Origin of the sequence: Myxococcus llanfairpwllgwyngyllgogerychwyrndrobwllllantysiliogogogochensis (assembly GCF_006636215.1) — a bacterium.
In the GTDB taxonomy this organism is placed as follows: domain Bacteria; phylum Myxococcota; class Myxococcia; order Myxococcales; family Myxococcaceae; genus Myxococcus; species Myxococcus llanfairpwllgwyngyllgogerychwyrndrobwllllantysiliogogogochensis.
Genome location: NZ_VIFM01000035.1, coordinates 20,590 through 32,661, shown reverse-complemented (window position 1 = coordinate 32,661; position 12,072 = coordinate 20,590). Strand labels below are relative to the sequence as shown.

Sequence of the window (12,072 nt, the reverse complement as noted above, 5' to 3'; positions counted from 1 at the left end):
ACCTCAGGTCAGGCGCGCTCCACGCGCAGTCGCGCGGGCAGGCCGTTGAGGTTGACCTCTTCTTCCTGTCCCGTGAGGCCCTCGGGCCCCACGTTGATGGAGTCGGCCAGCGTCTCCCGGGCAATCAGCTCGCGGCCTTCTTCCGTGACGCGCTTCACCCGCGCGTCACCGTCCACCCAGAGGCGGATGCGGTCCGTGTAGCCCAGCTCCATGTCCTTGCGAGCGCCCTGCACGCGCGCCAGCAGCTCGCGCACGAGGCCCTCATCGACGAGCGCCTCCGTCAGCTCGGTGTGGAGCACCACCACGCCCGCGCCCGTGCCCGCGGCCGCGAAGCCGGGGTTGGCCTCCACCAGCGTCTCCAGGTCCTCGCCGGAGAACACCAGCGTCTCGCCCGCGAGCTGGATGGCCACCTGCCCCGTCTGGAGCAGCTCCCGGTGCAGCGCGCGGCCGTCTCCGGTGTCGAACGCCTTGCGCACCGGCGCCAGCTTGGCGCCGAGCCGTCCGCCCACCGCGCGCAGGTTGGGACGCACGCGGAAGCGCACCACGTCCGCGTCCGGGCTGCCCTGCTCCACGAAGCGCACCTCGTGGACGTTCAGCTCCTCGGCGAGCAGGTCCTTGTAGACGGCCAGCCGGTCCGTCATCTCCTTGCGCGCGAGGATGATGTCCGCGCGGGCCAGGGGCTGACGCACCTTGAGCTTGTTGTCCGTGCGGACCTTGAGCCCCGGGGACACCAGCTCGCGCAGGGCGGCCATGTCCACCGCCAGCTCGTCGTCGATGAGGCTGGCGTCGGCGCGAGGGAAGGAGGCCAGGTGCACGCTCTCCGGCTGCGTCTGGGGCCAGGCCTTGCGCACCAGGTTGCCCCACATCTCGTCGGAGAAGAACGGGACGAAGGGCGCGGCCAGGGCGGTGATGGTGGTGAGCGCTTCGTAGAGGGTGAAGTACGCGTCGCGCTTGTCCTGCTCGAAGCCCGGCTTCCAGAAGCGCTCGCGGCTGCGGCGCAGGTACCAGTTGGACAGCGCGTCCACCAGCGCCACCATGCGCTGGGCCGCGTCGTACACCTGATAGGTGTCCAGGCACTTCTCCACGTGGCGCAGCGCCAGCTGGACTTCCGACAGAATCCAGCGGTCCAGCATCGGCCGGGCCTTCACCTCGCGCCAGCCGTGGCTCTTGCGCACGGCCTCCCACGGAGCCTCTGTCGCGTCCGGGTTGCCTTGCGCCGGATTGAAGCCGTCGATGTTCGCGTAGATGGTGAAGAACGAGTAGACGTTGCGCAGCTTGACCTGGAAGTCCTTCTGCAACAGCCGCACGTTCGCCAGGGAGTGGCGCGTGTTGGACCAGGTGGGGCTCGCCGCGTAGAAGAACCAGCGGAACGCATCCGCGCCGGGAGCCTTGGCGGCGGGGTCCTTCACCGTCACGCGCTCGGACGGCGCCAGGCGAGGCACCTCCACCGGCATGACGCCCGCGCCCTTCGCGGACGGCGCCACGCCGAGCGCCTGCAGCTCCGAGGGGGCCAGCAGCACCACGCGGCGCTTGAGCTTCTTGTGCGCCTTCACCGTCGCGGAGATGGAGACGTCCGGCCTGTCCGGGCGGAACAACTGCACCTTGGCGCCTTCCTGCAGGTCCAGGCCCTCCAGGTCCTCACGCGCGATGAGCGCCACGCCCGCCTCCGCCGGCGCGCCCGCCTCCGTGGCGGACAGCACCGCGAAGTCCATGCGCACTTCGTCCAGGATGATTTCGGGCGGCGTGTAGTTGCCCTTGGACTTGGACTCCTTGCGGCCCTCCTTGTCGGAGACGTGGCCCAGCACGATGCAGCTCTTGTACGGGTGCGGCCATTCGCGCTGGGGCGTCAATCCCAGACGGGCCTGCGTCTCCTCGTCGAAGACGAGCGTGCTCACCATGAGCAGCGAGTAGAACCAGCCACGCGTCTGGTCGATGGCCTCGGAGATGAAGTCGGCGGGGAAGGCGCGGTTGAACAGCTCGTGCGAGCCGGGCGCGTGAGGGAAGCCCCACTGCGCGAAGGGCATGCAGCCGGAGTCGAACCACACGTCCACGACTTCGGGCACGCGGTTGAAGCGGCCCGGGGAGCCCGGCTTCTCGTACGTCACCTTGTCGATCCACGGCTTGTGGACGATGAGGTGCTTCGCGTTGGCCTCGTGCGGCTTGCCGGCGAGGAACGCCGCGAGCTCGGCCTCCACGGCCGCCAGGTTGCTGCCGGGCTTGTCACGCAGGGCCTGGAGGGAAGGCACGGCCTCCACCTCGCCCGTCTCCGAGTGAATCCAGAGCGGCAGCGCGGTGCCCCAGTAGCGCTCGCGCGACAGGGCCCAGTCCACGTTGTTGGCCAGGAAGTCGCCGAAGCGGCCTTCCTTGATGTGCTCGGGCACCCAGTTGACGGCGCGGTTGTTCTCGATGGCGCGGTCCTTCACCGCGGTGGTGCGGATGTACCAGGCGGGGCGGGCGTACTGGATGAGCGGGTCGTCGTCCGCGCGCCAGCAGAAGGGGTACTCGTGTTTGTACTGCTCGGTGACGAGCAAGAGCCCGCGCTCCTTGAGGTTGCGCTGGATGTCCTTGTCCGCGTCCTTCACGAAGCGCCCGGCGACGAGCGGGACTTCCTCGGAGAAGGTGCCGTCCGGCTTGACGGCGCAGAACAGCTCCATCGCCTCCGGCTGGAGGAAGCGCGCGCGGTCCTTGCGGAACGCGTCGTAGTCGTCCTCGCCGAAGGCGGGGGCGATGTGGACGATGCCCGTGCCCGTGTTGAGCGTCACGAAGTCCGCGCCCAGCACGCGCCAGGCGCGGGTGTCGTCTCCGCCGTCGCGCAGCTTCAGGCGCGTGTCACCTTCGCTGGCGAAGTACGTGTCGAAGGGCGGCAGGTAGCGCTGGCCCACCAGCGCGCTGCCCGGCTGGGTGGCGAGGATGGGCAGGTCCTTCTTGAGCTTCTTGGCCAGCTCCTCGCGCAGCGCGGCGGCGATGATGAGCTTGCGGTCACCGGCGTCCACGGTGACGTAGTCCACGCCCGGGTTGACGGCCGCGTACATGTTGGACGGCAGCGTCCACGGGGTGGTCGTCCACACGAGCAGCGAGGTGTCCGGCGCGTCGCGCAGGGGGAAGGTGACGTAGACGCTCGGGTCGTCCACCGTCTTGTAGCCCAGGCCCACCTCGGCGGAGCTGAGCGCGGTGCCGCCCTGGGGCCACCACCACACCACTTTGTGGCCCTGGTAGAGCAGGCCCTTCTTGTGCAGTTCGGCGAGCGCCCACCACACGCTCTCCACGAAGCCCCGGTGGTAGGTGACATAGGCCTGGTTCAGGTCCACCCAGAAGCCGATGCGCTCGGTGAGCCGCTCCCATTCGGAGGTGTAGCGAAAGACGGACTCGATGCAGCGCTCGGTGAAGGGCTCCACGCCGTAGCGCTCGATTTCCGCCTTGCCGTGGATGCGCAGCTCCTTCTCCACCTCCACTTCCACGGGCAGGCCGTGGGTGTCCCAGCCGGCCTTGCGGGGGACGTAGTGGCCGCGCATCGTCTGGTAGCGGGGGAACAGGTCCTTGATGACGCGGGTGAGGACGTGGCCGTTGTGGGGAAGGCCGTTGGCGGTGGGCGGGCCCTCGTAGAAGACGAAGCTCTTGGCGCCTTCGCGTGCCTCGAGCGAGCGCTCGAAGATGCGGCGGTCCTTCCAGAAGGCGAGGATGCGGCGCTCCTCGGCCGGGAAGTCCATCTCCGCGGGCACGGCGTCGAACAGGGGGGCGGGCGCTGTCTCAGGCATGGTGCCGTGCTTGATAGCACCGCGAGCCTGGGAGGGAAGGGGCCCCGAGGGGGGAGGGGCCTAGTCCCAGGGGAACATGGGCTCCAGGGTGCCCTTCGAGGTCCACTTCGCCGGAATCTTGGCTGTCAGGACGAGTCCCACCTCACGGCCGTGCCGGGTGCGTCCGGGCAGGCCGGGGCCGGCGGCGCCTGGCTCGGAGAGGGGGATGCCGAAGCGCACGCCCACCGAGCCGAAGACGAACGTCACGAAGGGCGCGATGTGCAGGCCGGTGGTGGGCAGGTGCTCGCGGGTGCCCGTCTCGTGCATCACCCCGAGCTCGACGCCACCGAAGACCAGGGTGCCCTGGATGCCCGCGCCGAGGCGGGCGTGGCCCTCCGTCATCCACTGGGCCTGGCCGAAGACGCCCAGGGCGGTGATGCCGTCCAGGACGTTGAAGGTGGTCTCCACGCCCAGGCCCAGCTGGGGCTTGCTCGAAAGCGGTGTCGCGCTGAGCAGCGGGCCAATGGTGAACCAGCGCTCGTTGTTGGGAAGGTAGGGGTCGGCCCGCGCGGACAAGGGGGCCCCGAGCAACACCAGGACGAGAAGGGAGAGGCGCGTGGACATGGACTCGCGGGATTGCAACCGGTGTACCTCGCGCTCAAGGCCTGGAGACCGTGGGAGGGAGGCGTGCAACGGATTGCACAGCGCGCAGCGGGTGGCGCGGGTGAGCAGCGGGTCGTGGTGCGTGCGGCCTTTGTGCGTTCGAGGCGCTGCTCAGGTGGCGGAGCGTGGGGCGCGGACCAGGAGCCTCCGCGCGGTGCGCAGCAACAGGTCCTTGTAGCGTGGCTGTGCATAGCCGCGCTCGAGGGTCAGGTGCTCCCAGTTTCGTACCGACAGCAGCGTCCAGAGCAGGTCGGTGGCCTCGCCCGGTGTGAAGTCGGGTGAGAGGGTGCCATCGGCGCGGAGCGCGGCGACGGCGGCGGCGCAGCCTTCGCGCATGTCCTCCATGCGCTTGCGCCACGCCGCGGCGGCCTCTTCGTCGGTGTCGCTCATGGCCATCAGCGCCTTGGCCACGCCGCGAATCTCCGGGATGTAGTCGGCCCAGGCTCCGACATAGGCGTCCAGGCGCTCGACGCCGCTTCGGGCGGTGCGGCTGGGGACAAGGCGCGCCCGCACGTCCTTGAGTTCGTCCAGATAGAGCGTGGTGGCGATCAGCAGGGCCGCCCGCGTGCCGAAATGCAGATAGACGGCCTGCCGGCTGAGCCCGGCCTTCCGAGCGATGTCACTCATCCGGACCGCCTGGCCCTGGCCGGTCTCCAACAGGTGCAGCGCGGCCGCGAGGATGCGGGTCCGCGTCTCGGGTGATTCACTTGACATGATGTAAAGTCGCGAATAATCACTGTCGAGTCAATTGACACGGTGTCAAGCGAGGACGGCGATGCGGAACAGAGTGACGAAGACGGTGCTCCTGGTCGCGGGCGTCAGTGGGAGTCTGATTGGCACGCCGCTGTTGTTCATCCCCAAGGTCTTCCATGGCTGGAGTGGCATCGACCTTGGCGGCCAGGTCAGCCTGCTGAGCGAGGTGCGTGCTCCGGGTGGGGCGTTGCTGGCCTGCGGACTGTTGATCATGGCCGGGGCGCTCTGGCCTCGAATGACCTTCACCTCGCTGGTGGTGTCGACGACGCTCTACTTGTCCTATGGCGTGTCGCGAGTCCTGAGCCTGGTGTTGGATGGTGCGCCCGCGCCCGAGCTGGTGGCGGCGATGGTCGCCGAGCTGTTGATTGGCACTCTTTGCGCGGCGCTGCTGCTGGGACGCGAGCGCGCGAACTCGCGCCCCCTGACGCCTCCGGAAGCGGTTCCGAGCGTCTAGGAAGAATGGGCGCCCTGGGGGAGCCTGCCGTCGCGAATCGGATGCTCTTGGCGGGTGCAATGGTTTGCACCGCGCGCAGCGGGTCGTTGTCGCCCAAGGGGTGGGGTGGACTCCGTTGTCCGCCTTGAGTGCTACGCTTCATCGCCGTTGCCCCCGTGTACTTGTTTGTGTCGGGAGCCCGGGGCCTCTGCGGGGAGCGTGTCGGATGAGGCTGCCTTGCGCTGTCGTGTTGTTGCTCGTGTCGCTGCTGACGGGGTGTGCCGCGACGCGTGGTGTGCGCTTGGAGACGGGGAGCGGCGAGGTCATCGCATTCACTCCACGCGCCGCTGACTCCGCGCCTGTCGCGTTGGACGAAGACGAGTTCATGCTGGCCATGGGTCTTGAGGGGCGAGGAGTTCGTCTTCCCGTGAAGGCCCAGGAGGCGGCGCGACGCCTTTTCGAGATGGGTGCGCGAGGAGGTGAGTACCGATTCGATGCGCGCACCCGTCACGTGACGCCGCTGGAGTCGGGTGCGCACCTGGAGGTGGAGGCCACCGAGACGGAGCGGGCCATGACGCGCGCCTATCTGGAGTGGTGCGAGCGGACAGGGAGGCGTGGCGACTGTCTCCAGGTGTTGGTGGATGGCGTGCGGCTGGAGGGGGATGGCCGCTACGCGCTGGCCATGGCGCTCGCGCATGGGGCGGTGCTCGAAGAGATGTTGGAGGCGTTCCAGGACATGGCCGACCCGAGCGCGATGGTGGCGGCGGCGATGTGGACGGGGACGATGTACCTGATTCTTTGGACGGTGCCGGAGCCGGTGAGCAAGGGGCTGGCGGCGGTGATGACGGCGACGCTCATTGCCTACCTGGGCGTCGACACGTTCTGGAGCCTGACGACGGGCTTCGCGCGGTTGATGGAGGAGGCGGACCGGGCGCGGACGTTCGATGAGCTGCGGGTGGTTGGCGAGCGGTACGGCAAGGTGATGGGCCGGAATGCGGCGCGAGCCTTCGCGTTGCTCGCGACGGTGGCCATCGGGAACACAGCGGCGGGCTTCGCGGGGAAGGTGCCGATGCTGCCCGGCTCGGCTCAAGCGTCCGTGCAGGCTGCATCCCAGGCGGGAGTCGTCCTGTCGGCCGTGGTGGAAGTGCGGGCCGTGGCGGTGGTGGGCGAGGTCGTCACCCTGGCGGTTGCCGCCGACGCGGTGTCCGCGACGGCGCAGGGGCTGGGTGGAGCGGCCGTGGGCCCGGTGGATGCGAAGGGGCACGACCACCACATCGCCACGGACAAGTGGTGGGAGGCGACCTACAACGACGGGCCCTGGTCGCCCAAGTTTCAAGAAGTCTTCGACCAGGCGGGGATGTCGCTGAACGACCCCGCCAACATCGTGCGGGTCGCTGGGCACAAGGGCCCTCATCCCGAGGAATACCACCAACGGATTCTTGACCGGCTCCAGGGTGCGATGCGGGGGTGCGGAACGATGCTGCGATGCCGCGATGCCCTGACCGAGGAGCTCAAGAGGCTGGCACTGCAGATCGGCACACCAGGTACTCGCTTGAACGCGCTGGTGACTCGGCGAGAATGACGCAAGGTTCATCACGATGCCCAAAAGATACTTCCGGTTGACCGACGACGTTGCCGTGCCAGGGCGCTGGCATCTCCGGAGTCCCACCGATTCGAGCGGGCAGGAAGTGGACCCCTGGCGCTTCACGAATGGGACACCCATTCCCGAGCCGGGCCGTCTGCAGCTCCCCGTGGCGCGCGCTGGGAAGGCGCTCGACTTCACCTTGACGGGCCTTGCCATCCCCGTGGTTCACATCAGGGTCGCTTCTGTCTTCCTGGAGCTGGCTCCATCGGCTGTCCAGGTCTTCCCGGTGGAGATAGAGGGGCAGCCCGACCAGTACTGCATCCTGGTCGCAACCCAGACGATACAGTGCATCGACGACAAGGCATCCCGGGAGGTGGAGCTCTGGCTCCCGGAAGATGGACGACCTGAGAAGACCGGGGAGTATCGCGACGTGGATGGGCTGCGAATCAACATCGCGAAAGTCGACGACGCCCATGTGTTTCGTACCTGGGGATGGACCGTTGCGCTCATCGTTTCCGACACCATCAAGGAGGCACTGGAGCGCGGCGGAGCCACCGGAGTGTCGTTCACAGAAGTTTAAGGGCGGCCCCCCTCCGGCTGGCAGCGGACAGGGGCGGAACATCCCAGCGAGTGCTCCACTCCTCGCTCCGCGCGCGTTCGCGGAAGTGAGCGTCCTCGGGCTGTCTGCGTCACATCGCCAGAGTCGAACCTCTCTCCGGTGCCATGACAGACCATGCACCCGAGGCGAAGGCGACGGAAGGCGTCAGCCCTCCAGTTCCTGGCTTCTTGCAGCGCAAGCTCCACGACTTCGAGAAGCGGATTCAGCGCTGGGAGTCGCCGCGACACATCCTCGACGGTCTGTCCCCCGGGCCAGGAGCCATCCTGCTCAACGGCAATGACTATCTCTCCCTGTCGAAACACCCCCGGCTCGCCCAAGCGGCGATGGAGGCCGTCTCCCGGGAAGGGCTGGGCGTGATGATGTCGGGCGTGTTCCAGCGCGGGGAGCACCCTCGGCACACCTTGGAGCAGCGGCTCGCCGTGTTGCTTCGCGCGGAGTCAGGCATCCTGTGCCAGTCCGGTTACTGTGCGAATGTGGGCCTGCTGGAGTGTCTGGCGGACGAGCAGGTGCCTGTCTACATCGACCGGATGGCACACGTGTCTCTCTGGAGAGGAATCCGGAGCGCGGGTGCCACCGCCGTGCCCTTTCGTCACAACGACGTCGATGACCTGCGGCGGCGCATCACGCGCTTGGGCCCCGGCGTCATCACTGTGGACTCGGTCTACAGCACGAACGGTTCCGTCTGCCCGCTCGCGGATGTGGCGGAGCTCGCCTCGCGGCACGGCTGCGTGTTGCTGGTGGATGAATCCCACTCCCTGGGCACGCACGGGCCCCGTGGCGCGGGGATGGTGGTGGGGCAGGGGCTGCTGGAGCACGTCCACTTCCGGACCGCGAGCCTGTCCAAGGCCTTCGTCGGACGTGCTGGCTTCGTCGCCTGCATGCGCGGCTTCGAGCGCTACTTCGAGATGACCTCGGGCCCCGCCGTCTTCAGCTCCGCCGTACTGCCACACGACATCGCGGCGTTGCTGGCGGCACTGGAGCTCATCCGCGACGCGGACGCACGTCGTCAACGGCTGCACGCGAATGCCGCGTCCCTGCGCGCGCGTCTGGAAGAACTGGGCTACGACCTGGACGGCGGCACTGCGCAGATTCTCGCCCTGCAATCCGGTCTGGAGGCTCGAACACTGCGCCTCAAGGACGCGCTGGAAGCGCGGGGCATCTTCGGCTCGGTGTTCTGCGACCCGGCCACGCCCGTGAAGCACTCGCTCGTGCGCCTCTCCGTTCACAGCGAGCTGAGCCAGGACGACCTCGACCACGTCGTCGACGCGTGCCGGGAAATCCGGGACGAAGTAGGCCTGTCGAGCTGGGCCTCCACCCGGCGCCACGCGGACGTCTCGTCAGCGGCGCTCCCAGCGTAGTCAGGGAATGGGTCGGTCCAGGACGGCCTGGTCAAACCACACGTCATCCACCTCGCCATCGGTCAGGAAGCGCCACCCAGGTGGAAGGGCAAGGTAGGGCAACACCAGAGGACACCACTCCTCCAGGTGCTCGACGTGCAGTGCCTGGAAGTAGTCCACATCGGTGCTGAGTTCCCCCTCTCCCGCCCAGAAGAACCAGCCGACACCGCCCGGCTGGGTGCTGTACCGCACGCCGTATATCGGCATGGCCCCGGACCGCAGGTTTCGTGCGATGGCCACTCGCGTGCCGGCTGGGAGGGGTGAGAACTCGGCCCCTGCTCGATGACAGATGCTCTGCTGTGCTTCGTTCAGCGTCATGGGAGGACGGCGTGGTGAACCTGCGTGATACCCGCACTCATAGGTTCCGACGCGTCGCCGCGCAAGCAAGGGAGCAGAGGACGAACGACGCTCAGAACGCCTCGCCGATGTTCAGATAGAAGCTCGGCTCCGAGCCATACGCCACATCGAGCCGGATGTTCACCGGGACATCCGAGAGCGGAGCGAAGCGCAATCCCACGCCGCCCGCGGGCTTGATGTCCCCCGAGTCCAGGTCCTTCAGGCTCCGCGCCACCGTCGCCGCCGATGCGAAGGCCACGCCTCCCAGTCTCCAGAACAGCGGCGCCCGGTACTCCACCTGTGCCCCCAGATGCTGGCGCTCGCGGAACCGCCCCTCCAGATAACCCCGGCTCAGCTCCATGCCGCCCAGCCTCCCCGTGTCATAGAAGGGCGGCTCGCCATCTCTCAGCTCCACCAATCCTTGAAACGCGAGCACGTGCCGCTGTCCCCATGGCAGTGACACGTAGCGACGGGCATCCAGGCGCAAGAGTCCGAACGTGTAATCAGAACCCCATGCCCCGCTCGCCCGGCGCAGGTTCAGCCGTCCCAGGAATCCCGTGGTGGGATTCAGCGTGTTGTCCCGCGAGTCATACAGCGCAGTGAGTCCCAACTGGAGCGTGTCTCCGCCCTCGGCGCCCGGCATGTTCCGGACCACGCCGTCCTCGGCCCGCTTCGTGATTCGCACGTGCTGCGCGCGCAGCGTGGGCCCGACATACAGCCGGGGAGCGATGCGCCACTTCGGACTCAGCTCCAGTTCGAAGAAGACGGGCGTGAAGTCCTCCTCGTCGGCGACCTGTGTGTTCGCCCCCATGCCGTAGAACCGGTCCGGAAAGCGCGCGGCGCTGAGCGTCGCCGTCAGGTTGAGCCGGTCCTCCAGGAAGTACACATCCGGCTGGAGCAGCACGGTGAACTGTCCCCGCACGCTCGCCGCCGCGGCCAGGAGCACCTGGGACTCCCTGCGGCCACTGCCCTCCGGAGGTTGGTACACGAGCGAGCCCGCGCCCCCGAGCAGGAAGCTCGTCTCCGGTTGATACGCGGGCAGGACGAAGGGGACGACGCTGAACTTCCCACGCCCGTCCAGGGGCGCCTGGGGCGGAGTCTCCGGTACGACCTCGGGCGTGGAGGCGAGCAGGACGCCGAGCACTGTCACGAGTGAAAGCGGTGTCATGGGACGCTCACACGTTCTCGTCGAGCCAGTCGAACATCCGCTCTTCCGCGAGCGCGGTGGAGGCCGCCTGACAGTGCAGGGGCGCGGCGTCGGCCTGGGTGAAGTTCATCAGGTGCTTGGGTCCGCGAAGCGCGTCGTACAGCTTGCGCGACTGCCCCGGCGACACGTCCTCCGCCTCGCCCTCCATGATGAGCACCGGGCAGCGGATGCGCTCGACGATGGCCTCGTTGGTGAACTCCTCCAACTTGCGGAACAGCTCCGACGGCGTCTTCGCCCCATGCTTCCAGAAGACGTCCTTCAGCCAGTAGCTCGCCGTGGGCCAGCGTGAAGCGAGCCCGAGAATCGCCTCGTCGAACGCCTCCGGGTGCGACTTCAACAACGCCAGCGACCCGGGCAGGAAGCGATTGAAGTGCGCGGCATGCGACTCCCACCAGCTCAGCACTCCGGGGTTCGCGATACACAGGGCCAGCCGAGGCTCGAACGCCGCCGCCCGGGGCGCCAGCGCTCCACCAAACGACAAACCCATCAGGAGGATGCGGCGCGGGTCCACGCCGCTGATGCGCTCGGCCGCGTCCACCACGGGGCTCACCGCCTTCTCCCAGTCCGGCCGGAAGCTCAGGCCCTTCTCGCGCAGCGCGCGCCCTTGCCCCGGCCCATGGAACATCAGCACATGGTAGCCCCGCTTTCGCGCCCCCTCCCAGACCCACTTCGTCTCCTCCGGCCACGCATGCAGCCCCTGGTGCAGCAGCAGGACAGGCGCGCTGGGCTTCGCGTGAGGCGAGCGGACGAAGTACGCCGGAAGGCTCGTGCCCTCGTAGGGAATCTCGAGCGGCTGGATGTCGAAGTCGAGCAACGCGTTGGACTTCTCGAACGTGGCCGCCGAGGTCCGCGTGACTTCAAGCAGCCTCGGGTCCGCCGTGTCCGTGTAGTGCATCGTCGCCGCGCGGTAGTAGTTCGCCGCCCGCGCATACGCCTGTCCCGCGCTCAGCCGGTGACCCTTGGCCTCCGCGGTGGTGGCGAGCCCATGCACCCGCGTCGCCGTCTGGAGCCACGCCTCGAACCAACTGCGCTCGTCCCCGGGCCGCATCCGCTTGGCCGTCTCCATCACATCCGACACGTCCGCCTGTCCGTGCGTCGCATGCCCCAGGAACCAGAGCAGCTGATTGTCCATCAGCCCGTCCCCCGACAGGCGCAGGTCGTACCAGGCGTCGCTCCGGGGATTCAGGCCGACGACGTCCGTGGACTCGGGCTCCATCAGCCGGCGAGAGCCCGTGGTGACGGCGGCCCCGCCCACGAACAGCCCCGTCCCCACCAGCACGCCTCGTCGGGAGAGTCCGCCTGCGCTACTGTCGCGTCCTGGGTTGTTCATGGGATTCAATCTCCG

At 68.1% G+C, this 12,072-nt stretch carries 10 protein-coding genes; 4 read left to right on the top strand and 6 right to left on the bottom strand.

Translation table 11 applies throughout. The features are described 5' to 3' along the window. Positions 1-8: 8 nt before the first annotated feature. The 3 genes from ileS to FJV41_RS11635 all read right to left on the bottom strand — a co-directional run bounded on the left by ileS (position 9) and on the right by FJV41_RS11635 (position 5,111). Positions 9-3,755, bottom strand: a complete 3,747-nt coding sequence (gene ileS, locus FJV41_RS11645) for an isoleucine--tRNA ligase (protein WP_141642523.1) — start codon at positions 3,753-3,755, stop codon at positions 9-11. A gap of 60 nt (positions 3,756-3,815) precedes the next feature. After that, positions 3,816-4,358: a hypothetical protein gene (locus FJV41_RS11640; protein ID WP_141642522.1), complete on the bottom strand. Its 543-nt coding sequence runs from the start codon at positions 4,356-4,358 to the stop codon at positions 3,816-3,818. Positions 4,359-4,508: 150 nt separating this feature from the next. After that, positions 4,509-5,111, bottom strand: coding sequence for a TetR/AcrR family transcriptional regulator (locus FJV41_RS11635; protein ID WP_141642521.1), 603 nt, complete (start codon positions 5,109-5,111; stop codon positions 4,509-4,511). Between the two features lie 61 nt (positions 5,112-5,172). On the opposite strand from FJV41_RS11635, the gene FJV41_RS11630 reads away from it, so the two are divergent. The 4 genes from FJV41_RS11630 (at position 5,173) to cqsA (ending at position 9,145) form a co-directional block, all read left to right on the top strand. After that, positions 5,173-5,604 (top strand): DUF4345 domain-containing protein, encoded by a 432-nt coding sequence (locus tag FJV41_RS11630; protein ID WP_141642520.1) that lies wholly within the window; start codon positions 5,173-5,175, stop codon positions 5,602-5,604. 205 nt (positions 5,605-5,809) lie between these two features. After that, a complete protein-coding gene (locus FJV41_RS11625) occupies positions 5,810-7,165 on the top strand; it encodes an AHH domain-containing protein (RefSeq protein WP_141642519.1) in 1,356 nt (451 codons plus the stop codon). 16 nt (positions 7,166-7,181) lie between these two features. Beyond that, positions 7,182-7,748: an imm11 family protein gene (locus tag FJV41_RS11620; RefSeq protein ID WP_141642518.1), complete on the top strand. Its 567-nt coding sequence runs from the start codon at positions 7,182-7,184 to the stop codon at positions 7,746-7,748. Positions 7,749-7,891: 143 nt separating this feature from the next. Continuing rightward, positions 7,892-9,145: an alpha-hydroxyketone-type quorum-sensing autoinducer synthase gene (gene cqsA, locus FJV41_RS11615; protein WP_141642517.1), complete on the top strand. Its 1,254-nt coding sequence runs from the start codon at positions 7,892-7,894 to the stop codon at positions 9,143-9,145. On the opposite strand, the gene FJV41_RS11610 is transcribed toward cqsA, so the two are convergent. The 3 genes from FJV41_RS11610 to FJV41_RS11600 all read right to left on the bottom strand — a co-directional run bounded on the left by FJV41_RS11610 (position 9,146) and on the right by FJV41_RS11600 (position 12,057). After that, the gene (locus FJV41_RS11610) at positions 9,146-9,502 is read right to left on the bottom strand and encodes an immunity protein Imm33 domain-containing protein (RefSeq protein ID WP_141642516.1); all 357 of its coding nucleotides are present in this window, start codon (positions 9,500-9,502) and stop codon (positions 9,146-9,148) included. A 91-nt stretch (positions 9,503-9,593) separates the two neighbouring features. Continuing rightward, positions 9,594-10,688, bottom strand: coding sequence for a BamA/TamA family outer membrane protein (locus tag FJV41_RS11605; protein ID WP_141642515.1), 1,095 nt, complete (start codon positions 10,686-10,688; stop codon positions 9,594-9,596). Positions 10,689-10,695: 7 nt separating this feature from the next. Next, complete coding sequence (locus FJV41_RS11600) at positions 10,696-12,057, bottom strand: alpha/beta hydrolase family protein (protein ID WP_141642514.1); 1,362 nt, start codon at positions 12,055-12,057, stop codon at positions 10,696-10,698. Between the last annotated feature and the right edge of the window lie 15 nt (positions 12,058-12,072).

Excerpts from the sequence above, each read along its gene's own strand:
- ileS (WP_141642523.1), bottom strand. The coding sequence starts at position 3,755 with ATGCCTGAGACAGCGCCCGCCCCCCTGTTCGACGCCGTGCCCGCGGAG.
- FJV41_RS11635 (WP_141642521.1), bottom strand. The coding sequence starts at position 5,111 with ATGTCAAGTGAATCACCCGAGACGCGGACCCGCATCCTCGCGGCCGCG.
- FJV41_RS11625 (WP_141642519.1), top strand. The coding sequence starts at position 5,810 with ATGAGGCTGCCTTGCGCTGTCGTGTTGTTGCTCGTGTCGCTGCTGACG.
- FJV41_RS11605 (WP_141642515.1), bottom strand. The coding sequence starts at position 10,688 with ATGACACCGCTTTCACTCGTGACAGTGCTCGGCGTCCTGCTCGCCTCC.
- FJV41_RS11640 (WP_141642522.1), bottom strand. The coding sequence starts at position 4,358 with ATGTCCACGCGCCTCTCCCTTCTCGTCCTGGTGTTGCTCGGGGCCCCC.
- FJV41_RS11630 (WP_141642520.1), top strand. The coding sequence starts at position 5,173 with ATGCGGAACAGAGTGACGAAGACGGTGCTCCTGGTCGCGGGCGTCAGT.
- FJV41_RS11610 (WP_141642516.1), bottom strand. The coding sequence starts at position 9,502 with ATGACGCTGAACGAAGCACAGCAGAGCATCTGTCATCGAGCAGGGGCC.
- FJV41_RS11600 (WP_141642514.1), bottom strand. The coding sequence starts at position 12,057 with ATGAACAACCCAGGACGCGACAGTAGCGCAGGCGGACTCTCCCGACGA.
- cqsA (WP_141642517.1), top strand. The coding sequence starts at position 7,892 with ATGACAGACCATGCACCCGAGGCGAAGGCGACGGAAGGCGTCAGCCCT.
- FJV41_RS11620 (WP_141642518.1), top strand. The coding sequence starts at position 7,182 with ATGCCCAAAAGATACTTCCGGTTGACCGACGACGTTGCCGTGCCAGGG.